This window comes from Paratractidigestivibacter sp. (assembly GCF_963660155.1).
In the GTDB taxonomy this organism is placed as follows: Bacteria; Actinomycetota; Coriobacteriia; order Coriobacteriales; family Atopobiaceae; genus Paratractidigestivibacter.
Window position 1 is genome coordinate 24,173 of sequence record NZ_CAVKWG010000013.1, and the last position, 20,520, is coordinate 44,692.

Consider the following 20,520-nt stretch of genomic DNA (forward strand, 5'->3'; position numbering starts at 1 on the left):
GTTGCTGCTTGTTTTCGGCCTTCCATTCTAGCGCGGCGACATGCCCCGGCACGGCGGTATACTCAGCCCATCAGCAGTCGTTTCTTGGGAAGAAAGGCCCCGCCATGTCCGATTTCCTCTCGCTCGCGCAGTCTCGCTACTCTTGCCGCATGCTCAGCGATAAGCCCATCGAGCCCGAGAAGATCGAGCAGATCCTGGCCGCCGCCATTTGCGCGCCCACCGCGGTGAACAAGCAGCCGTGGCACGCGTGGGTCGTCACCGACGCCGACGCCGTCGCCCGCGTCAACGAGACGACGCGCTTCGGGTTCGGCGCGCAGGTTTTCATCGTTGTGGGCGCCGCCGCCGATGCGGCTTGGGTGCGCAAATTCGACGGCCGCAACTTCGCCGACGTCGACGCGAGCATCGTGGCCACGCAGATCATGCTCGAGGTTCAGGACCTGGGCCTGGGGACCACCTGGGTCGGCCATTTCGACGCGCCGGCGCTCAAGGAGATGTTCCCGCAGATGGCGGATTACGACCTCATCGCCATCTTCCCCATTGGCTACCCAGCAGATGACGCGCAGCCTGCGCCCATGCACGCTACCCGCAAGCCCCTTGCCGACCTCGTCGACCGCATCTAACCTGCAAAAAGGGGCACCCGCTTGTGGACGAAGGGACAGTCCCTTTGTCCACAAGCGGCTGTCCCTTTCTACAGGCGGGCCCGTTGCATGTCCCGGAGCTTTCCGCCATTTTTCCTCCACAATTGCGCTATGCTAAGAAAGTTGACACACCGTCAACGCCCTGAGCACGGAGAGGATACATGGAAGAGCCTTCGGTTGCGGGAAAGCGCCGCGAGCAGATCGTGAGCGCCGCCTGCTCCCTCTATGAGCACAAGGGCATCGACCGCACCTCAGTCAAGGACATGACCGATGCCGTCGGCATCACGCGCAGCCTCTTTTATCACTACTTTTCTAGCAAGGACGAGGTGACCGATGCGGTGCTCGATCGCTACGTCGAGGGCTTCGTGGCCGAGGTACGCATCTGGAACGAGCTGCGCGTCGAGCGCGACGTCGCTGGCGCCCTGCGCTCGGCGGTCAAGCTCCTGCGCGGCCTGCTGCTCGAGCGCGATTCGCTTCGCCTCATGCTGCTCAAGGACGAGAACGCCTCGCTTTACCTGCGGTTTGCTCAGCGGGTGTCCGAGGCTGTGGCGCACTACCTGACAGACACCACCGCCGTTGACTACGCAAAGTTCCACACGCTGGAGATTAAGCGCGTTTACGAGAGCTTCTACCTGCTGACCTTTGGGCTCATCGGCTACGTTCGCCAGCACCCAGAGGCCTCCGACGAACTTCTCGCCGACCTCATCGCCGATACGCTGCACCTCGATCTGTCCGAGGCGCACGGGAATTAACGTGCGCGGCATGAAGCTGCGCCCAAAGCATGGAAAGAAGGTTCATATGCTGTTTGACGTTTGGGATTCCAATACTCTGTATCACTGGCTCGGATGGGCCATGGTTTTCGTGGGCCTAATCGTGGCCAACGAGATCGGCCGCCGCACCAAGATCGGCGCGGCGCTTATCTTCGGCGTCTGCCCACTGGCGATGACCATCTACTGCCTGGCCATCGCGATTGGCGTCGGACAGGGCGCCGAGTGGGCGCTGGCCAACCCGACGCACGTGTACCAGAACAGCTGGTTTCACTACGCCAAGGTCTACGCGGCGCTGACCGGCTGCTGGGGCTTCATCGCCATCAAGTACCAGTGGGGCAAGATCGGCAAGGCCAAGTGGTTCCGCGCCTTCCCGTTCCTCATCGTGGCCATCAACATCCTGATCGCCGTGGTGTCCGACTTTGAGAGCGCCTATCACTTCCTGGCGCTTGGCGAGAGCACGTGGGTGACCTCCGAAGGCGCCACGCAGCTTGCCGGCTGGAACAACGTGTTCAACGGCATCGCCGGCCTGATCAACATCTTTTGCATGACCGGCTGGTGGAGCGTCTACGCCTCCAAGGACGAGTCCGACATGCTGTGGCCCGATATGACCTGGGTCTACATCGTGGCCTATGACATCTGGAACTTCTGCTACACCTACAACTGCCTGCCCAACCACTCCTGGTACTGCGGCTTTGCCCTGCTGCTTGCCCCGACCGTGGCCAACTTCTTCTGGAACAAGGGCGGCTGGATCCAGAACCGCGCCTTCACGCTGGCCATCTGGTGCATGTTCGCGCAGGTGTTCCCGTACTTCCAGGAGGAGTCCGTCTTTGTGACGCACTCCAACCTCAACCCGACTGCCGCCACCGTGGTTTCCGTGCTGGCGCTTGTTGCCAACATCGCCGCGATCGCTTACATCGGCTACCGCGCCAAGAAGCTTGGCCGCAACCCGTACAAGCAGGACGTCTTTGAGGGCACGAAGGACTGGAACCAGGCTACCGCTCGCCGCGGCGAGGTCGACTACGCCACCCAGGCGTAAGCCCCGCCCGCAATAGCCCGCCAAAAGCGCGCCAAAAGCCCGGCAACCTACCGGTTGCCGGGCCTTTTTCGGCCTTTATAGCTGCTAAAACGTTGCCTTGTTAAACATCTCTGCGTTCTAATTCGGACTTACCAAGTAGGACGCTTGGAGCGGAGGAAGTTTTCCCAGTTGGTTGAGGGGCAATGTACGGTGCTACTCTGCAAGTTGAGATTAAAACGCAGAGATGTCGTATTCAGTCCGCAAAAACTAGATCTGGAAGCTGTCCCCAGTCAATTAGGACCCTGTTTCTGAGCGATTCAGCCGCTTCAAGTTCCTTTTGGGTCTTGGGGCGCTGTTTGGTTTCGAGGCTGTATCCCACTGCGTGGGAGAGCGCCTTAAATCGTCGCGCGCTTTTGAGCTGCCCGAAGGTGACGGGCAGCACCTCGATCCCCATCAGCTTTAGAGCTGCGGTTCGGTCGGAGTCCGATATGAAGCTATCTGCGTTGTCATGGTGTTGGGCGCTTTGGCACTCGACGTCCAGTCCGCTCTCCCAATACAGGTCGCACAAGCAATAATCGCGCCCCGCCAACAGCCTGGCTTCGGCCGAGAGGTCTATCCTCTCGTTGTGCCGGATGTCTTTGTGGCCCTCTCCACCGAGGTTTCTTGGGAGCCCCAACAACATTCCTGTTTGGACTTCGAACGGCGAGGCAGCTCCGGGCAGTACGAGCGACGCAGCCTTTGCGAGACGACGGCACCCGCGGCGGGAGTCGGACCTGCTTGCAACCAAGGCGAGGTCAGTAGGGTGGATGAGCGGGGGTCTCATCCAGAGGTCGGTGAGCTTGCCGTTGCTGAGCGACGGCTGCCAACCATCGATTATGGGGAGCTCCCCACGGTTAAGAAGCGCCTGCAGAGCATTTGCGATGCACGTTGGTGCGCGGTAAACCGAGAACGAGCCGCAGAGTTCGGAGGCCAGAAGGACTGTCGATATGAGGTCTACCTGGCTTGCGAGTTGAAGCATGGTGAATTCCGGGCGCGTGACGGAGATGTCCTCGGTTAGCTCCATGGTCGAGCCCGACGGCAGGTCGGCGCTCCAGAGGCATGGATGGATGAGCCCGGAGCTGTGGCAGTTGCGATGTTGCTTCACGAGCACGTCGATAGGGGATTGCGCCCATGGGGCAAACAGCGGCAGCGCCTCTTTGACGCGGCGTGCATCGGAGCCGGCCCTGCGCCAAGACGACCCATAATTGATGCTGGAGCTGAACGGCGATGCCGTGGCAAGCTTGAGCTGTAATTGCTCGAGCTTAGTCGAGTCGATCTTGCCGCGCAGGTTCGGATCGTCGACGGAACCGATGGCAAGCAGAAGAACTATGGGCGGTACCCTCCAAAAACGGAAGGCAGAGACGCTGCAGATGAGCGTATCCACGCGTTTCTCCCTTCGACGAAGCCTCCATGGACATCTGAATTAACATCTCTGCGTTTTAATTTGGATAACATGAGTAGAAGCCCAAATTGAGTTGGAAAAACCGCAGGTCAGCTTTGCTGGATAGCTAGTTATACCCAGGCATTCCGAATTAAAACGCAGAGATGTTTAAGACGGTGCCAACGGAGCGCAATCGGGCGCCCGCCGGTTGGACCGACGGGCGCCCGATTGCGTTTTGTGGACGTGCCTGAGGCTACTTCACGCCGTACTGGGCGTAGTACTCGTCGATGGCGGCGTGCAGCTCGGGCGTGATGAGGCTGCCGTCAAGCGCCTCGACTACCTCGGCCATGCTCACGATGCTCGCCACCGGGAAGCCGTACTTCTCCTGGATCTCCTGCTGGGCGGTCACGACGCCGCCCTTGCCGACCTCCATGCGGTTGAGGCTGACGATAAGCCCCTTGACCTCGACGTTTGCGGCTGCCATAACCTTGGGGTAGGTCTCGTCGATGGACTTGCCGGAGGTTGTCACGTCCTCGACCATGACCACGCGGTCCCCGTCCTGCAGCTGGTAGCCCAGCAGGTTGCCCTTGTCGGCGCCGTGGTCCTTGGCCTCCTTGCGGTCGCAGCAGTACTTGACCTCCTTGCCGTACAGCTCGCTGTAGGCGATGGCGGTCACGACGGCCAGGGGGATGCCCTTGTACGCCGGCCCGAAGAGGACATCAAAGTCGTCACCAAAGTTGTCGTGGATGGCCTGCGCGTAGTACTCGCCGAGCTTCTTAAGCTGATAGCCGGTCACATAGGCGCCGGCGTTCATGAAAAACGGCGACTTGCGACCGCTCTTCAGGGTGAACTCGCCGAACTTGAGGACATTGCTCTCGACCATGAAGTCGATGAACTCGCGCTTGTACTGTTCCATGGGCGGCCTCCTGCCGTTCAGGGTCTTATGCTGCATCGATTCTAGCCGCTCGCGCGCCTTTGGGGTACCGTAGACAAGTCAAATATCAAAGCAACCCAGGAGGGTTCCATGGACCGCAACACCATTGCCAGCTTGTACGCCGACGCCGACGCGCTGGGCGGCCAGACCGTCACCGTCGCCGGTTGGGTCCGCTCCATCCGCGACATGAAGAACTTCGGCTTCGTCACCTTAAACGACGGCAGCTGCTTCAAGGACCTGCAGGTCGTCGTCAACCGCGAGAAGCTCGGCGACGAGCTCTACGACTCCACCATTGCCCAGTCCGTGGGCGCCGCGCTCTCCTTCACCGGTGAGCTCTGCCTCACCCCGGACCGCCCGCAGCCCTTTGAGCTGCAAGCCGAGAAGATCGAGGTAGAGGGCGCCTCCGCTCCGGACTACCCCATGCAGAAGAAGCGCCAGACCCGCGAGTTCCTGCGCACCCAGCAGCACCTGCGCAGCCGCACCAACCTCTTCCGCGCCGTCTTCCGCGTGCGCAGCGTGGCCGCCTTCGCCATCCACCGCTTTTTCCAGGAGCGCGGCTTCGTCTACGTCAACACGCCGATCATCACCACCTCCGACGCCGAGGGCGCAGGCGAGATGTTCCGCGTGACCACCCTTGACCTCAACAACCTGCCGCGCACCGAGAAGGGCGAGATTGACTTCTCCCAGGACTTCTTTGGCCACGCCGCAAACCTCACGGTGTCCGGTCAGCTCCAGGCCGAGAACTTCGCTCTCTCGTTCGGCGACGTCTATACCTTCGGCCCCACCTTCCGCGCCGAGAACTCCAACACCCGCCGCCACGCCGCCGAGTTCTGGATGGTCGAGCCCGAGCTTGCCTTCTGCGACCTGGCCGGCGACATGGCCTGCGCCGAAGAGATGCTCAAGTACGCCATCAACTACGTGCTGGAGATGTGCCCGGATGAGATGGACTTCTTCAACAAGTTCGTGGACAAGGGCCTGCTCGAGCGCCTGAACCACGTGGCCAGCTCCGACTTTGCGCGCGTGACCTACACCGAGGCCATCAAGATCCTGGAAGACGCGCAGGCCGCCGGCAAGCAGTTCGAGTACCCCGTGAGCTGGGGCGCCGACCTGCAGACCGAGCACGAGCGCTACCTCACCGAGGAGTACTTCCGCCGCCCGACCTTCGTCACGGACTACCCGGCCGCCATCAAGGCCTTCTACATGCGCCTGAACGACGACGGCAAGACCGTGGCCGCCGCGGACTGCCTGGTCCCGGGCATCGGCGAGATCATCGGCGGCTCCCAGCGCGAGGAGCGCCTGGACGTGCTGGAGTCTCGCATCCGCGAGCTTGGCATGGACCCCGAGCAGTACAAGTACTACCTTGACCTGCGCCGTTATGGCGGCTGCCAGCACGCTGGCTTTGGCCTGGGCTTCGAGCGCCTGGTCATGTACCTCACGGGCGTGGACAACATCCGCGACGTCCTGCCGCACCCGCGCACCGTGGGCAACGCGGACTTCTAGGCCGTGGCGAGTCGTCGCGACGCGCAGCCGCAAGCCGCGCAGCCGCAAGCCGCGCGCCAACTTTTGCGGCGCCCTCAATCAGCAAGAAGCACGAGGACAATGGAGCACCAGATGACAAACGCAAATCTGACTCGCCGCTCGTTCGTGGCCGCCCTGGGCTGCGGGCTTCTTGCCGGCTGCTCGGCTGCCAAGAACGCCTCAACCGAGACCGACGCCTCGGCGTCCAAGGAGGTCGTCTACGACCGCGGCACCCCCGAGGCCGCGGCAGCCAACGGCGTCGACACCGCGACGACGGCTCCCGACGCCACCGTGACCATCGGCATGGTCGGCGACATCCTCGTGCACACCTACGTGTGGAAAAGCGGCGTCCAGGACGACGGCACGCGCAACTACGATGCCCTGTTCGACCACGTCCGCGACGACATCCAGGCCCTCGACCTCTCGATGCTCGACCAAGAGACCATCCTCGGCGGCGAGAGCCTCGAGTTCTCCGGCTACCCCAGCTTCAACAGCCCGCAGGAGTTCGCGGACGCCGAGGTCGCGGCCGGTTTCGACATTATTCTCCACGCCAACAACCACGTGCTCGACCGCGGCATGACCGGCATCGAGTCCGAGCTCTCGTACTGGCGCGAGCACTTCCCGGACACCGTGGTCACGGGCATCGCCGACTCGGCGGAGGCCGCTGCCGTCGTGCCAGTCATCGAGCTCGCCGGCCACAAGGTCGCCGTCCTCAACTTCACGCAGGACACGAATGGCATCGATCTGCCCTCCGACGCGCCGTGGTGCACGCGCATGCTCACCGACGAGCAGGTAGACTCCGACTTTGCCGCGGCCAAGGCGGCCGGCGCCGAGGCCATCATCGTCTGCCCGCACTGGGGCGAGGAGTACACCGAGGGCCCCAACGACTTCCAGCGCGAATGGGCCCAGCGCTTCATCGACCTCGGCGCGACGGTCATCTTCGGCAACCACCCGCATGTCATGCAGACCTGCGAGTGGCTTGAGGCTTCCGACGGCCGCGTCGTTCCCGTGTACTGGTCGCTCGGCAACTTCGTGTCAACGATGTCGCGCATGGACTCGATGATCGGCGGCCTGGCCCGCGTGATCATCGATTTCTCGGACGGTGACGTCGAGGTCGAGGAGGCGCGTCTGACGCCGCTCGTCACGCACAAGATCTACGGCCCCGGCCTCACCACGTATAAGCTCGTTGACTACACCGAAGACCTCGCCGCCGCCAACGCCATCCGCAACGACACCGGCTGCTCGGGCTTCTCGCGCGCCTGGTGCGTCGACTTCTGCGCCGGCCGCTTGGGCGACGGATTCGACCCCGAGACCTGCGAATTCGTGCCGGCCATCGACTAGGCAAGAGGCGCACCGACCGATTGTTCATCCCCCCGGCTGACCTGCGAATTGAGTCGCCATTATTAACATTTGATATTGAAGCAGGTCTTTCGCGGGAGGCAAAATTACAAAGTTGGCTGAAGCGCACACGTGCGTAAACGGGGGGCTCTTGATCGATTCAGGTCTAATCGCAAGCGTTATCAAGGTCGATGGCGACGAGGCTCGCGAGATTCTTGCCAAGATCTTTACCCTCAAGAAGGTTCCCGATGGCACGCTTATTTATGAGTAAGATAAGCCGTTCAGCGAGGCTTACCTGCTCGTCAGTGGCGGCTATCGCATGTTCTCCCTCTCGTCGGATGGCGAGAAGACGACCGAGTGCTTTAGCTTTTGGCGCGGGACGCCTGCCGCGGCCAATGTGAATCTTGGTGCGCCGTCGGTATGCTCTACTGAGGTGCTAGGCGACTCCGAGTTCCTCTGCTGCGAGGCCTCCGACCTTCTCTGCGCCGCGTCCAGCAACGCCTCGGTCATGAAGGCATGGAACGATATCGTCCTTGCGACCTTGGAGTTCCAGATGGAGTACCGCAACGTTCTCCAGGTTTGCGACAACAGGGGTCGCTACCTGTGGTTTCTTAAGAGTTACCCTGGCGCAATCTACAAGGTCCGTCACTATCAAGTCGCGTCGTTTCTCGGCATGACCCCCGTCACGCTCTCGCGCGTCCGCGCGAAAGTCGCCAAGGAACAGCTGGATTTGGAGGCCGAGCCCCAGCTCGACGAGGGGCTTCCGCTGGTGAGCAGATGGCTGCTGCTGCGTCAACACTTCCAAATCATTTAATCAGGAACCGCAGAATACCGCTGCGCTCAGGCGGAAGGCATCTGCTCGCGGTGAGCCTCTGCGAGGTGCTCAGCTAGGCGACGGTCCTCTCACTTTGCCGCGCATGTTGAGATTTTTGCGCTGCCCAGTGGTTTTGAGCCGCGATCGGCGACGGAATCGCACAAAACTCGTCGAGTGCGCACCTTAATTGCGGCCCTTCGAGTATCTCGGAATATGACGATGCGGTGACCTGCGGAAATGCGGGCGCATATCGCCGGGCTACTCATACGGCTCAAATTAAGGTGCGCACTCGACGACTTTTGGTTCCTTAGACGTCGCGAAAGCCCTTCGTCGCGGCGCCGGAACCCCTAAAACAGCACGCCGAGCGCGATGAGCCCTGCGCAGCAGGCCAGAACGGCGAAGTCGGCGGCGCGCAGCGGATAGCGCTTGTAGCTGCTCTCGCGCGTGCGCAGGTAGAAGCCGCGCTGCTCGGCGGCCAAGGCCGTCGCGTCCGTCTTGCCGACGGAGCTTACAAGCAACGGCACGAACAAAGGCAGCATGAGCTGCAGTTTCTTGATGGGGTTCTTGGTGTCGTACTCCACGCCGCGGGCCGTCTGTGCCTCCATGATCGCGTTCATCTCCTGACTGAATACGGGCACGAAGCGCAGCGCCGTCGTAAAGGTAAAGGCGTAACGGTACGGCACGTGGAGTACCTCGACCACGGCGTTTGCCAGGTCGTTCAGCTTGGTCACGCTGAGCATCAGGATCAGCGGCAGCGCCACGCCCAGAAGTCGCAGACCCGCCTTGCTGCCCGTGACCAGGCCGTCCATGGTGGCCCACGCAAAGACCGGTTGTCCGGTGCGGATGAAGGCCGTCTGCAGCACCAGCATCACCATCGCCAGCGGCACCATGAGCTTTGCCAGCGAGACCAGCCCGCGCGAGGCCTTGGCGTAGGCGCCCAGCGCAAACGTCAGGACGAGAAGCGCGAGCAGCAGGGCGTAGGTGTCGCCCAGGAAGGTCGCGATGATGATGGCCGCGGCCAGCGCGAGCTTGGTCACGGGATTCAGGCGGTGCAGCAGGGAGTTGCCGGGGATGTAGTCGATGACGCTACCCACGCTTGATCATCTCCTCCACGATGTCGACGATGCCGGAGACCTGGGTCACGCCCGCAAACGCGGGGCTGACCGTGGCCGCAAGCTTCTTTGAGAGGGCGTTTACCTGCGGGGGCTCCACGTAGGCGGCGGCCATGAGCTCGTCGTCGGCAAACATGGCGTCGGCGTCGCCGGCGCCCGCGATCTTGCCCTTGGTCATCACCACCACCCGCTCGGCGAAGTCGCTCACGACCTCCATGTCGTGGCAGACCATGATGACGGCGCAGCCGCGCTCGGCCATCTCGCGGACGGTCTCCATGACGGTCATGCACTCTCGGTAGTCAAGGCCGCTCGTGGGCTCGTCGAGCAGAACGACCTCGGGGTCGAGCACGACGACGCTGGCCAAGGCAACCATCTGGCGCTGGCCGCGGGAAAGCGAGAAGGGCGACTCGTCGGCCGGCAGGTCGAAGCGCCTGATGACCTCGGCCGCGCGCTCGCGGGCCTCGGCCTCGGGCGTGCCGTGCAGCGTGAGGCCGAAGGCCACCTCCTCGAGCACGGTGTCCTTGCAGAGCTGGCGGTCCGGGTTCTGGAAGAGCGTGGCGCACTGGGCGGCGATGGCACTCGTCGGCACTTCTCGCGTGTCCATGCCGACAATGCGGATGCTGCCGGACTTGGGCTGCAGAAGGCCGTTCAGGAGCTTGGTGAACGTGGTCTTGCCGGCGCCGTTCTGGCCGATGATGCCCACGAGCTCGCCGGGGTAGACCTGAAGGTTCAGGCCAGAGACGGAGTCTCCCTGGTTGGGATAGGCAAAGCAGACGTCGCGGACGTCCACCACGGCATCGGCTGCCTGCCAAGGGTGACAGTCATTGGTGGCAGGTACGCTTTGCCTGCCACCAATGACTGTCACCCTTGGCAGGCCGCTTACGGTCCTCGCGATAAGCTCCACGCACTCTTCCACGTTCAGGCACGGGCGCTCGACGCGCTCGATGGCGCCGTGCTCCAGCAGGCTGTTGGCGATTCTCGCCACGCGGGGGCTGTCAACGCCCAGGGCGCGCAGCTCGCGGGGGTGGCCGAAGACCTCGTGCGGCTCCCCGTCAAAGGCGAGCTCGCCCTCGGAGACGACAAGGACGCGCTTGCAGTACTTGCACAGCAGCGCGACCTTCTGCTCGATGACCACCACGGTGATGCCGCCCAGGCGGTTCACCTGCCGCAGGGTCTCGAAGACCATCGTGGAGCTCGCGGGGTCAAGGGCCGCCGTGGGCTCGTCGAGCACGAGCACCCGCGGGGCCAGCGCCAGGATGGCCGCGATGGCCACCTTCTGCTTCTGGCCGCCGGAGAGCGTAGCGATCTCGCGGTCGCGCAGGTGGGCGATGCCGACGGTCTGCAGGGCGCCCTCGATGCGGGACTCGATCTGGTCGTGCGGAACGCCGAAGTTCTCGAGGCCAAAGAGCATCTCGTCCTCGACGACCGAGGCCACCATCTGGGCGTCGATGTCCTGCAGCACGCTGCCGACGACGGCGGAGATGTCGGTGAGAGAGACCTCGCAGGTGTCGCGGCCGCCCACCAGCACGGCACCGTAGAGCTTGCCCGCAAAGTGGTGGGGGATGGCGCCCGAGAGCGCGGCGGCGAGCGTCGACTTGCCGGCACCCGAGGGGCCGATAACCCCCACGAACTCGCCTTCGTTGATGGCGAGGCTCACGTGGGAGAGGGCGGGGGCGCCCTCGGCGCTATAGGAGAAGCTCACGTCGCGGAGCTCGATGATAGGTGCTTGGTCTGCGCTCATTGCGCGCCTTTCTTCGTAGATGCCGTGCGCCTGCGGTTTGGGGACAGTCCCCTTTTTGCACACGAACCGTCGTTGCAAGTAATTTGTCCAACGATTCGGCGACGAGGCCGCAGCAAGCAGGCGTGTGCAAGAAGGGGACTGTCCCCAAACCGCAGGCAACCTGTCACCAGTTGCGGGCCCAGGCTCCGCAAAAACTACTCGCCCAGCTTGAGCGCGCTTCGGACGGGCAGGTAGAGCGCGGCGACGATGATGCCGTTGCAGACGCCGGTCGCGGCCACGACGGGGGCCATGACGCCGATGAGGGCGGGGTTGCGCTGCACGAAGCAGGCGAAGATGACGGCGTAGATCATGCCGGAGATGAAGGTGACCACGAAGGTGCCGACGAGCGGGAGCCCCGCCTTGGCGCCGGTCTTGCCGAGGGTCGAGACGAGAAGGGCCATGACCACGGCGGCGACGGGTTCAGCGATGAGGTCGGGGCCCTTGACGGAGGCGGTGATCTGGATCACGACGCCGGCGAGAAGGCCGATGACGGCGGCCTGTCCGACGTTGGGTTTGATGAGCAGAATCTCCAGGCAGAAGGCCGCGATAATGAACTCGGGGGAGAGGATGCCGCCGGTGAGGCCGCTGAAGAACTTGGAGACGGTCAGGTTCAGGACGAAGCCCGCGGCAAGAAGGATGGCGTAGAGGGTGAGCGCCTTGAGGTCGAGCTTGCCGTGGTCGACGGTCTCGATGGTGCGGGCCTGCTGCTGGTTGGCGTTCTCGGACATGGTGTTTCTCCTAACTGGGTGATTGGTGAACAAAAAAGGCCCCCGGTCAAACCGGGAGCCCTTCTGTGTTCGCGAAATTATGGCGCGAGAAGACTCACGATCGACCGACCGAAATCGAGTTGCGCCACCACCAGTTGTTGTTCTGGGACTTGAACATGTTGGCGCTCCTCTCTTTTGGTCGTCGTGTGCTTGCGCGTGTGGCCACCATAGCGCGTCCCCGCGCGTTGACGCAACCCACATTGCGTTAACGCTTTGTGAACGGGCAACGAAGCGGACAAAGGGACAGTCCCTTTGTCCACTTAGGCGGTGTGCTTGCGGGCCGCCTCGTCCTCGGCGTCCAGACGCTTCTGCTTGGCGCGGCCGTAGATGGCGCGGAAGACGACGCGTGAGAGCGGCCCCACGATGATGAGCTGCAGCGGCAGGGCCATGATGAAGTTCTTGCAGTAGGTCATGATGTAGTCAGGCAGGAGCTGGCGCGTGAAGCCGTAGCCGTGCCAAACGCCTAGGATCGACGCGAGCGCTACCTGGCAGATCACAGTGAACGTCTGGATGGCCATGATGACGTAGATCTGTCGGTCTCCGGGGCGCACCACCTGGAACGCGAAGCGCTTGGCCACGGGCCCCGAAATAAAGTACGCGCACAGGAAGATGAGCACGTACTCGAGCCACATGCTCTGCAGCGCGATGAGGAACGTGCGGTTGTAGAACTCGCCGGTCGCAAGCACCGTGTTGTACAAGGTCATGAAGTAGACCATGAAAAACGCGGTGATGGCGGTGAAGACGATGGACTCGATTCTGCTTTGCGGCATGCACTTGTACTGCATAAAGGGCGGCTCCTTTCGGCCATGCTTTTCTCGGCGCCACGGGCCCGCATAAAGAAATGCCGCCCCTCCGTCCGACAGTGGAGGGGCGACATTTAATGTCTCGCGGCGCGTATGTGGCGGTGCGTCCGTCGGCCCGTGCGCTCGAGCCGCGAACATCTCGAAACTATAACGCAAATGCGCTGCAGGTAGAGGCGCATCTCCACAAACCTTTCGCTTACGAAGTGGACAAAGGGACTGTCCCTTTGTCCACTCATATGTGTATAAAAGATGCGCCTGTTGACCAATCAACGGGCGTGCCTTTATTGTTGAGAGGTCAACAAGTCATGTAGCAACCCTATGCCGCGCCGCCGCGAGGAGAGGACCATGTTCGAGGAACGTTTCGAGGATTTCGTCGGCCTGATCGCCACCATCGAGAAGGAGATCCAGCGCATCAAGACCGCCGAGCTGGCCCGTTTCGGGCTTCGCGCGGGCGACCTGATGTGCGTCTACAACCTCCAGAAGCACCCCGAGGGCCTGACCTCGGCCGAGCTCGCGCGTCTCGCTGGCATCGACCGCGCAGCCGTCTCGCGCGTGGTGTGCCGTCTTTCTGCCGAGGGTTTCATCGAAGTGGGGGAGGACGACGGTCCCTCCAACGGCCGATATCGCGCGCCGCTGCGCCTCACCGAGAAGGGCCACGCCGTCATGGTTGAGGTCGACGACATCATCCGCAACGTGGTCTCCGCGGCCGGCAGCGGCCTTTCGGCGGAGAACCGCGAGGCGATGTATAAGTCCCTCTCGTCGGTCCTCGAGCAGCTGAAGAACATCTCCGTGTAAGGCGCACCGCGCCCCAACAGCCCATCTACCTGCAAAAACCCAGCCGCGTCACCGCTATGCCCGGAGCAGAAGGGATACCCATGTCTGTACGCATCATCACCGATTCCGCCTCCGACATCCTGCCCGGCGAGCACGAGGGTCTCGTCGTCTTGCCGCTCTCCGTGAGCTTCGGCGAGAAGAACTACTCCGACGGCGTCGACCTTTCCCACGAGCGCTTCTACGAGCTGCTGGTCGAGGGCGACGAGCTGCCCCGGACCGGGCAGGTTAACCCCTATGCGTTTATCCAGGCGTTCGAGGAGGCCTACGCCGCGGGCGACGACGTCGTGTGCGTCACGCTGTCGTCAGCGCTCTCGGGCACGAACCAGTCGGCGATAACCGCCGCCGCCGAGGCCAAGGTCGTCGTGCGCGTGGTGGACAGCATGAGCGTCTGCGTGGGCGAGCGGGTGCTCGTGGAGTATGCGCTGCATCTGGCTGCCGAGGGCCTCACGGCCGTGCAGATTGCCGACGAGCTTACGGCCGCGCGCAGCCGTATCTGCGTCGTCGGGCTGCTCGACACCCTCGAGTACCTGCGGCGCGGCGGGCGCATCGGCGCCGCGGCCGCCGGCGTGGGGTCGCTTCTTTCCGTCAAACCCGTAATTACCGTCGAGAACGGTGCGGTCAAGCTGCTCGGGCAGGCCCGCGGCTCTAAGAACGGCCGAAACCTGCTGAACCAGCAGGTCATGGCTGCAGGCGGCATCAATTTCGACATGCCGGTGGCGCTTGCCTACGCGGGCCTCTCCGACAAGCTGCTGCGCAAATACATCGACGACTCGCGCGGCATCTGGGAGGCGGGTTTCCCGGAGGGCGACCTGCCCGTCCACACCGTCGGGGCCACCATCGGCACGCACGTGGGCCCCGGCGCCGTGGCGCTGGCGTTCTTTAAGGCTTAGGCGAGCCGGCCGCGGTCAAAAACGCCCGCGTCCCTCCGCGAATCTCGAGAAACGCCAGTAATGTGGCCAACGACCGCCCGCATAATGGCGTCTGCGGTCCGACTGCTGCAAAAAATCGGGGATGGCGGCAGTTTTCCGCGGACCTTCTGAGTATGCCGTGTTTTGCGCTCAATAAAACCGCAGGTAGACGGGCTGCCCGAAATTCGTGTACTCGGGCGGCTCCTGGAAAACTGCCGCCATCCCCGGTTTTGTGCGCGCGGGGCCGCGCTGGGCCCGCGGACGGCGGCCGCACGTCGCTGGAGGGCGATGTTATGCAGGGGATCGAGGGCCATTGCCGCTGATTTGCGGCGCGCAACGCCAATGGCAAGGCCAAATTCGCCGAGAGAGCTCGAGTTCTACGAACAGCAATCTTCTACTTTTCCCGCAGGTTGCAATCTGGGTACTTTTTGCGCTGCGCATTCAATTGATTAATGGCATTGTGATTAACTTCTGGACCGTTCTGCGTTTTGCATTCCGTTCGAAAAGAGGGTTCATGGACAAGTTCTTCCACATTAGCGAGCGCGGCTCGTCGGTGGGCACGGAGCTCCGCGCCGGCCTGACCACGTTCCTCGCGATGGCCTACATCATCGCCGTCAACCCGTCGGTGCTCTCCGCCGCGGGCATTGACGCCGCGGCCTTGGCGTGCACGACCTGTCTGGGCGCCGGTATCATGACCATTTGCATGGGCCTCTTCGCCAACCGCCCGCTCGCCTGTGCGTCCGGCCTCGGCATCAACGCTATGGTCGCCGGCATCACCACCACGCTGTGCGGCGGAGACTGGCACATCGCCATGGGCGTCATCTTCCTCGAGGGCATCGTCATCCTGCTGCTCGTTGTCTGCGGACTGCGCGAGGCCATCATGGACGCCATCCCGGTCGTGCTGCGCCGCGCCATCTCTGTTGGCCTCGGCTTCTTCATTGCCCTGATCGGTCTCGTCGACGCCGGCATCATCGTCACCGGCAACGGAACCCTCGTCAGCATCGGCGATGTGACCTCGCCCTCGTTCATCGTCGGCGTCATCTCCATCCTCGTGACGGTTGCGCTGGCCGCCAACGAGACCAAGGGCGCCCTGCTCATCGGCATCATCGTGGCCGTGATCTTGGGCATCCCCCTGGGCGTGACGCAGACCCCGACCGCGCTCGTAGCCCCGCTTAACATCTCCACTTTCGGCGCGCCCTTCGCAGCCACCTCCGACGGCAGCATCGCCATCGTCAAGGTGCTCACCGACCCGACCCTGCTCGTCGTGGCGTTCTCGCTTCTGATGAGCGACTTCTTCGACACCATGGGCACCGCGATGGCCGTCGCCAACCAAGGCGACTTCCTCACTGAGGACGGCAACGTCGAGGACATCCGCGAGATCCTGCTCGTCGACTCTGCCGCCGCGGCTGCCGGCGGCCTCTTTGGCGTCTCGTCCATCACGACCTTCGTCGAGGCGTCCTCCGGCGCCGCCGATGGCGCCCGCACCGGCCTCGCCTCGGTCTCAACAGGCGTGCTCTTCATCCTCGCCGCGTTCTTCTCGCCGGTCGTCGCCTGCGTTTCCAGCGCCGCGACCTGCGGCGCATTGGTCTACGTGGGCTACCTCATGATGGCCGAGGTTGCCGACATCGACTGGTCCGACATCTCCCAGGGCTTCCCGGCCTTCATGATTTGCATCGGCGTGGCGTTTACCTACTCCATCTCGGCCGGCATCGGCCTCGGCTTCATCTCCTACGTGGTCGTCGCCCTCTTTATGGGCAACGGCAAGCAGATCAAGCCGCTCATGTGGGTTGCCGCCGCTGCCTTCGTGGTCTACTTCCTCGTGTCGTAGCGCCGCTTCTTGCATAAAACAATAAACGAGGCGGAGGGGCTGTCCCTCCGCCTCGTTTTTGGTTCGCCGCTGTTCGCCGCCGTTAGTTGGGTCAGTTGGATTCATCGACCTCGGGATAGACCCTGTAGTACTCCTCGGCGGCAATCTCTTTCCAGAAGCCGTTCGAGAGGTTGAGGCTGTTGGCGAAGTGGTACTCGAAGTACCAGTTGCAGTCGCACGGATCGCAGTAGAACTTGTTGAACATGCCTCTGTGAACAGGGTTGCCGCACCTCGGGCACAGGTAAGCATTGTTCCAGTCTAGTGCGCAGCGGGCGCCGACGGCCTTGTAGTACTTGCCGGTCTTGTCCGCGTACTGGTACTCCTTGTGACCACCGTTGACCTGCTCAAGCTCGTTCTCGTTCAGCTGCCTGACCTGCTCGTTGTTGGTGCTCATTGCGGACCTCCTTTTGATTGTGGCGACTAACGCAGGGCTATTGTGCGCACCCAAGCGAATCAATAGCGCATCAAATCCGCGAGCATAAATTACTTAACAAGACAAGGGGACAGTCCCTTCGTCCCATTATTTGCGGCGACACCCTTATACTTTGGATAAACGCTGGTGAGATAGGGGTTCGTTATGTCCTACATCGAGTTTTGCGACGTCGTGCGCAGCTACGGCGAGGGCGCGACAAAAATCAACGCTCTGGACGGCGCGACGTTTTGCATCGAGAAAGGCGAGCTCGCCGTCATTCTCGGCTAGTCCGGCGCCGGCAAGACCACGGCGCTGAACATCCTCGGGGGCATGGACCGAGCGACGAGCGGCGAGACGAACGCGGCCTCGAGCGACGCCGAGGACGACGCCGAGGACGACGCCATCGACGTGGACGTCGACACCGACGCCGATGCGGCCGGTACCACGATCTTTGCGCGCAAGGAATACAAGATCTCGGCCATCGTGCTCGACCGCCAGGACGTCAACGCGGGCGAGGGCACGATCTCGTTTCGGTCGAGCGGCGGCGCTCAGTATGCCTTCTTCGTGACCGACGACAACGTTGAGACCGACGTTTACACCGTGGTTTACCTGGCTGTTTCTGGTGCCGACGCCCCGCTGTGCTATTCGGACGAGCATGAGGGCATGGTTGACGCCGTGAAGCAGCGCGCCGAGGGTGTGCGCGAGGAGCGCCGGGCGGCCCGCGGCGACGGCATCCGCGCGGACGCCAACGCGACCATCGACGAGGCCGAGGCCACGGCCAACCAAAAGATCGCCGACGGCCAAAAGGAAATAGACGACGCGCAAGCGGAGCATGACGCCAACGAAGCCCAGCTCCTTGACGGTATGGCCCAGCTCGAGGACGGCATCGCGCAGGCGCAGGGCGCCCGCGACGGTCAGGTCGCTGCGGCCAAGCAGAAGGTCGAGGACGCCGTTGCCCAGCAGTTCGCGCAGGGCCGGGCCGAGGCACAGAGTGCACTGGCCGCCCTCGACCCCGCAGCCGAGGACTATGCCACGAAGAAGGCGGAGCTCTAGGGAGCTTTGGCTGGTCTTTCCGAGGATGCCGAGGCTCTTGCCAAAGCGCAGGTCTGGAGCGAGCAGTCCGAGTCGATCGCGCAGCAGGTCGACGACGGCATCGCCGAGCTCGCCGACGCGCAGTCCACGCTCGACTCAAAGAGCTCCGAGGCGCGGGCAAGATCGCCGGTGCGCGTGTCGAGGTGGCAGACGTCGAGGACGCCACGTGGTACGTGCAGGACCGCGGCCTCATCGGCCTGTACAAGGCGCTCGGCTACTCGCGCGGGCGGATCCTCTCCAACTACGCGGTCTATGTGGGCGCGGCGTGCCTGACCGGCGGCCTTATCGGCGATTTCTTCGGCTTCATCGTGCTTCCGGCCATTATCTTCACCATCTTCTCGACCATGTACGCGCTGCCGGCGTTTACCTACCACGTCGACATGGTTTATTCGGCTGCGGCCATCGTGCTTCTCGCGGCCGGCATCATGGGCGCAACTATCGCTACCTGCGCCTTCGGGCTGCGCGAGTCGCCGGCCTTCCTCATGCGCCCGAAGGCACCAAAGGCCGGCAGCCGCATCCTGCTCGAGAGCATCTGCCTCGTTTGGCGCCGCATGGGCTTCCTCAACAAGGTCACGGCGCGCAACATCTTCCGCTATAAGCGCCGCTCCCTCATGACGGTCTTCGGCATCGCCGGCTGCGTGGCCCTGTTGATCTGCGGTTTCGGCATCCGCGACACGGTGCTCTCACTTTCGGGGCGCCAATACGGCGACGCCGGCGTGCAGCGCTACGACGTCCTGGCCGTGACCAACTACGACGACCTCGACGCCGTTTCCGGCGAGCTCGCGGCCGATGCTCGCGTCGCGGAGCTCCAGCGCATCTGCGTCGACAGCCTTACCGCGAGCTTCGGGCAATCGTCGGAGCCCGTGGCGCTCTATGTGGTGCCCGATGGCTGCGACCTCCCCGATTACATCGGGCTCGCCGACGATTCGGGCGCGCAGCTTTCGATCGGCGAGGCCGGCTGCATCATCACAAAGAGCGCCGAGCAGCTCATGGGCCTTGCCGTGGGCGACGCGATCCACGTGCAGGACGCGACCCTGGCCGAGGCCGAGGCAACGGGCGTCGCCATGAGCTACCTGGGCGACTTTATCTATATGAGCGAGTTCGCCTACAAGGCCGCCTTTAGCAAGGCTGCGGAGCAAAACGGCCTTCTCGAGCGCCCCTACCCTTATAAACACCGTGGTCTACGTGGTCATTATTCTTGCCGCGGCGCTCGCGTTCTTGTGCCGCGGGGTCCATGCCTACATCAACAAAGAGACGTTGATTCTTACCGGCGTCGGCGTTCTTGTGGGCTTGCCGGCCGGGTACTTCCTCACACGTGGGCTGACCGCCGCGCTCAAGATACCGTCGCTGTATTTCGACACGGTGGTGGCGTGGCCGACGTATATCATCGCTGCGGCGCCCGCCTTTGCCTTTACCGTCGCGGTGAACGCGCTGACTAACCGCAGACTCGGCTGCATCGACATGGTCGGTGCCCTCAAGTCCGCGGAGTAGGGGATGGCCCGCCTGCTGTTTGGGGACTGTCCCCAAACAGCAGGCGTGTAGCCGAGGAGCGCGCCTCGCGTCTACTGCGTGGAATACTTGCGAATCGTCGGTAAATAGGCGGCTTGCCGGGCGCGCGGCACGCATGCTCCCTGCTACAATGCAGCCCGTATATAGCACGCTGTGACTGACGGGTAAGCGCGGGAGACCGCGGGGGAGCAGCGCGACCAATATCATGCCGACCGTCTGGGCAAGCCGTTCTCCGCACGAGGGGTGGCTTGCCTTCTTTTTTGACGGCAAGTCCCGACGCCATGAGCGGTTCCTTACCGAAAGGATGCGCCGATGCAAGAACTGACTGAGCTCCTGAGCAACAACCCGTACCCCGGCCGCGGCATCGTGGTGGGCAAGGACGTGGTCTACTACTGGATCATGGGCCGCAGCACGAACTCTCGCAACCGCGTCTTTGTGGCCACCGAGGACGGCATCCAGACCCAGGCCCACGACCCGGCGCTTCTGGAGGACCCGAGCCTCATCATCTACCACCCGGTCCGTACCATGGGCAACAAGCTCGTGGTCACCAACGGTGATCAGACCGACACCATTGTGGAGAAGGGCGACTTTGTCGCCGGCTGCATGGCCCGCGAGTTCGAGCCCGACGACCCCAACTTCACCCCGCGCATCAGCGCCGTCATCAACGAGGACGGCTCCTTCCAGATCTCCATCCTGAAGCACCAGGCAAACGGCCGGTGCCTGCGCGAGTTTTTTGCCTACGAGGGCGCCGACGAGGGCGTGGGCTACTTCATCTCCACCTACCAAGGCGACGGCAACCCGCTGCCCACCTTTGCCGGCGAGCCGCTGGAGGTCGCGCTTCCCGCCGAGCCCGCGGACGCCTGGGCCGCGCTCAACGCCGACAACAAGGTGAGCATGTACGCCAACGTGTCCGGCACCGTCACCCTCTTCAACAAGCACCTCGGCGACTAACCTGCAAAAGGGACAGTCCCTTTTGCAGGTCCCATCCC

20 protein-coding genes and 1 riboswitch are annotated in these 20,520 nt (G+C 63.1%); of the genes, 13 read left to right on the top strand and 7 right to left on the bottom strand.

Features of this window, described 5'->3' with window-relative positions; genetic code table 11:
• Positions 1-104: 104 nt before the first annotated feature.
• The 3 genes from U5709_RS01760 to U5709_RS01770 all read left to right on the top strand — a co-directional run bounded on the left by U5709_RS01760 (position 105) and on the right by U5709_RS01770 (position 2,444).
• The gene (locus U5709_RS01760) at positions 105-620 is read left to right on the top strand and encodes a nitroreductase family protein (RefSeq protein WP_321971548.1); all 516 of its coding nucleotides are present in this window, start codon (positions 105-107) and stop codon (positions 618-620) included.
• Between the two features lie 179 nt (positions 621-799).
• Positions 800-1,390: a TetR/AcrR family transcriptional regulator gene (locus U5709_RS01765; RefSeq protein WP_321971547.1), complete on the top strand. Its 591-nt coding sequence runs from the start codon at positions 800-802 to the stop codon at positions 1,388-1,390.
• 46 nt (positions 1,391-1,436) lie between these two features.
• On the top strand, positions 1,437-2,444 hold the full coding sequence (locus tag U5709_RS01770; protein ID WP_321971546.1) for a DUF5692 family protein: 1,008 nt from the start codon (positions 1,437-1,439) through the stop codon (positions 2,442-2,444).
• 232 nt (positions 2,445-2,676) lie between these two features.
• Here U5709_RS01770 and U5709_RS01775 read toward each other — a convergent pair whose 3' ends face one another.
• Positions 2,677-3,846 carry a hypothetical protein gene (locus U5709_RS01775; protein WP_321972635.1) on the bottom strand — a complete coding sequence of 390 codons (1,170 nt, stop codon included), beginning with the start codon at positions 3,844-3,846 and terminating at the stop codon, positions 2,677-2,679.
• A 250-nt stretch (positions 3,847-4,096) separates the two neighbouring features.
• On the bottom strand, positions 4,097-4,759 hold the full coding sequence (gene pyrE, locus U5709_RS01780; protein WP_321971544.1) for an orotate phosphoribosyltransferase: 663 nt from the start codon (positions 4,757-4,759) through the stop codon (positions 4,097-4,099).
• A gap of 108 nt (positions 4,760-4,867) precedes the next feature.
• On the opposite strand from pyrE, the gene asnS reads away from it, so the two are divergent.
• The 3 genes from asnS to U5709_RS01795 all read left to right on the top strand — a co-directional run bounded on the left by asnS (position 4,868) and on the right by U5709_RS01795 (position 8,447).
• Complete coding sequence (gene asnS, locus U5709_RS01785; RefSeq protein ID WP_321971543.1) at positions 4,868-6,277, top strand: asparagine--tRNA ligase; 1,410 nt, start codon at positions 4,868-4,870, stop codon at positions 6,275-6,277.
• Between the two features lie 111 nt (positions 6,278-6,388).
• Positions 6,389-7,636, top strand: coding sequence for a CapA family protein (locus U5709_RS01790; RefSeq protein WP_321972636.1), 1,248 nt, complete (start codon positions 6,389-6,391; stop codon positions 7,634-7,636).
• Between the two features lie 316 nt (positions 7,637-7,952).
• A complete protein-coding gene (locus tag U5709_RS01795) occupies positions 7,953-8,447 on the top strand; it encodes a hypothetical protein (protein WP_321971541.1) in 495 nt (164 codons plus the stop codon).
• 347 nt (positions 8,448-8,794) lie between these two features.
• Here U5709_RS01795 and U5709_RS01800 read toward each other — a convergent pair whose 3' ends face one another.
• From U5709_RS01800 to U5709_RS01815, 4 genes are all read right to left on the bottom strand, one after another.
• Positions 8,795-9,541: an energy-coupling factor transporter transmembrane component T gene (locus tag U5709_RS01800; protein ID WP_321971540.1), complete on the bottom strand. Its 747-nt coding sequence runs from the start codon at positions 9,539-9,541 to the stop codon at positions 8,795-8,797.
• Positions 9,534-11,300, bottom strand: coding sequence for an energy-coupling factor transporter ATPase (locus U5709_RS01805; protein ID WP_321972637.1), 1,767 nt, complete (start codon positions 11,298-11,300; stop codon positions 9,534-9,536). The genes U5709_RS01800 and U5709_RS01805 overlap by 8 nt, the downstream gene beginning before the upstream one ends.
• A 194-nt stretch (positions 11,301-11,494) precedes the next feature.
• Positions 11,495-12,067 (bottom strand): hypothetical protein, encoded by a 573-nt coding sequence (locus U5709_RS01810; protein ID WP_321971538.1) that lies wholly within the window; start codon positions 12,065-12,067, stop codon positions 11,495-11,497.
• A gap of 299 nt (positions 12,068-12,366) precedes the next feature.
• Complete coding sequence (locus U5709_RS01815) at positions 12,367-12,891, bottom strand: hypothetical protein (protein WP_321971537.1); 525 nt, start codon at positions 12,889-12,891, stop codon at positions 12,367-12,369.
• A gap of 363 nt (positions 12,892-13,254) precedes the next feature.
• On the opposite strand from U5709_RS01815, the gene U5709_RS01820 reads away from it, so the two are divergent.
• From U5709_RS01820 to U5709_RS01830, 3 genes are all read left to right on the top strand, one after another.
• Positions 13,255-13,704 (top strand): MarR family winged helix-turn-helix transcriptional regulator, encoded by a 450-nt coding sequence (locus U5709_RS01820; RefSeq protein ID WP_321971536.1) that lies wholly within the window; start codon positions 13,255-13,257, stop codon positions 13,702-13,704.
• A gap of 80 nt (positions 13,705-13,784) precedes the next feature.
• The gene (locus U5709_RS01825; protein WP_321972638.1) at positions 13,785-14,633 is read left to right on the top strand and encodes a DegV family protein; all 849 of its coding nucleotides are present in this window, start codon (positions 13,785-13,787) and stop codon (positions 14,631-14,633) included.
• A gap of 532 nt (positions 14,634-15,165) precedes the next feature.
• Positions 15,166-16,479 carry an NCS2 family permease gene (locus U5709_RS01830; RefSeq protein ID WP_321971534.1) on the top strand — a complete coding sequence of 438 codons (1,314 nt, stop codon included), beginning with the start codon at positions 15,166-15,168 and terminating at the stop codon, positions 16,477-16,479.
• Between the two features lie 91 nt (positions 16,480-16,570).
• Here U5709_RS01830 and U5709_RS01835 read toward each other — a convergent pair whose 3' ends face one another.
• Positions 16,571-16,912: a hypothetical protein gene (locus U5709_RS01835; protein WP_321972639.1), complete on the bottom strand. Its 342-nt coding sequence runs from the start codon at positions 16,910-16,912 to the stop codon at positions 16,571-16,573.
• A 183-nt stretch (positions 16,913-17,095) separates the two neighbouring features.
• On the opposite strand from U5709_RS01835, the gene U5709_RS01840 reads away from it, so the two are divergent.
• From U5709_RS01840 to U5709_RS01855, 4 genes are all read left to right on the top strand, one after another.
• On the top strand, positions 17,096-17,218 hold the full coding sequence (locus U5709_RS01840) for a hypothetical protein (protein ID WP_321971532.1): 123 nt from the start codon (positions 17,096-17,098) through the stop codon (positions 17,216-17,218).
• Between the two features lie 42 nt (positions 17,219-17,260).
• A complete protein-coding gene (locus tag U5709_RS01845) occupies positions 17,261-17,983 on the top strand; it encodes a hypothetical protein (RefSeq protein WP_321972640.1) in 723 nt (240 codons plus the stop codon).
• A 182-nt stretch (positions 17,984-18,165) separates the two neighbouring features.
• Complete coding sequence (locus U5709_RS01850; RefSeq protein ID WP_321972641.1) at positions 18,166-19,461, top strand: ABC transporter permease; 1,296 nt, start codon at positions 18,166-18,168, stop codon at positions 19,459-19,461.
• A gap of 213 nt (positions 19,462-19,674) precedes the next feature.
• A riboswitch (ZMP/ZTP riboswitch) is annotated at positions 19,675-19,760 on the top strand.
• Between the two features lie 83 nt (positions 19,761-19,843).
• On the top strand, positions 19,844-20,482 hold the full coding sequence (locus U5709_RS01855; RefSeq protein ID WP_321971529.1) for an IMP cyclohydrolase: 639 nt from the start codon (positions 19,844-19,846) through the stop codon (positions 20,480-20,482).
• Positions 20,483-20,520: the final 38 nt, after the last annotated feature.

What these genes read in the sequence shown, in the direction of transcription:
- U5709_RS01760 (WP_321971548.1), top strand. Translation starts at nt 105, where the DNA reads ATGTCCGATTTCCTCTCGCTCGCGCAGTCTCGCTACTCTTGCCGCATG.
- U5709_RS01765 (WP_321971547.1), top strand. Translation starts at nt 800, where the DNA reads ATGGAAGAGCCTTCGGTTGCGGGAAAGCGCCGCGAGCAGATCGTGAGC.
- U5709_RS01770 (WP_321971546.1), top strand. Translation starts at nt 1,437, where the DNA reads ATGCTGTTTGACGTTTGGGATTCCAATACTCTGTATCACTGGCTCGGA.
- pyrE (WP_321971544.1), bottom strand. Translation starts at nt 4,759, where the DNA reads ATGGAACAGTACAAGCGCGAGTTCATCGACTTCATGGTCGAGAGCAAT.
- asnS (WP_321971543.1), top strand. Translation starts at nt 4,868, where the DNA reads ATGGACCGCAACACCATTGCCAGCTTGTACGCCGACGCCGACGCGCTG.
- U5709_RS01790 (WP_321972636.1), top strand. Translation starts at nt 6,389, where the DNA reads ATGACAAACGCAAATCTGACTCGCCGCTCGTTCGTGGCCGCCCTGGGC.
- U5709_RS01795 (WP_321971541.1), top strand. Translation starts at nt 7,953, where the DNA reads ATGTTCTCCCTCTCGTCGGATGGCGAGAAGACGACCGAGTGCTTTAGC.
- U5709_RS01805 (WP_321972637.1), bottom strand. Translation starts at nt 11,300, where the DNA reads ATGAGCGCAGACCAAGCACCTATCATCGAGCTCCGCGACGTGAGCTTC.
- U5709_RS01810 (WP_321971538.1), bottom strand. Translation starts at nt 12,067, where the DNA reads ATGTCCGAGAACGCCAACCAGCAGCAGGCCCGCACCATCGAGACCGTC.
- U5709_RS01815 (WP_321971537.1), bottom strand. Translation starts at nt 12,891, where the DNA reads ATGCAGTACAAGTGCATGCCGCAAAGCAGAATCGAGTCCATCGTCTTC.
- U5709_RS01820 (WP_321971536.1), top strand. Translation starts at nt 13,255, where the DNA reads ATGTTCGAGGAACGTTTCGAGGATTTCGTCGGCCTGATCGCCACCATC.
- U5709_RS01825 (WP_321972638.1), top strand. Translation starts at nt 13,785, where the DNA reads ATGTCTGTACGCATCATCACCGATTCCGCCTCCGACATCCTGCCCGGC.
- U5709_RS01830 (WP_321971534.1), top strand. Translation starts at nt 15,166, where the DNA reads ATGGACAAGTTCTTCCACATTAGCGAGCGCGGCTCGTCGGTGGGCACG.
- U5709_RS01835 (WP_321972639.1), bottom strand. Translation starts at nt 16,912, where the DNA reads ATGAGCACCAACAACGAGCAGGTCAGGCAGCTGAACGAGAACGAGCTT.
- U5709_RS01840 (WP_321971532.1), top strand. Translation starts at nt 17,096, where the DNA reads ATGTCCTACATCGAGTTTTGCGACGTCGTGCGCAGCTACGGCGAGGGC.
- U5709_RS01845 (WP_321972640.1), top strand. Translation starts at nt 17,261, where the DNA reads ATGGACCGAGCGACGAGCGGCGAGACGAACGCGGCCTCGAGCGACGCC.
- U5709_RS01855 (WP_321971529.1), top strand. Translation starts at nt 19,844, where the DNA reads ATGCAAGAACTGACTGAGCTCCTGAGCAACAACCCGTACCCCGGCCGC.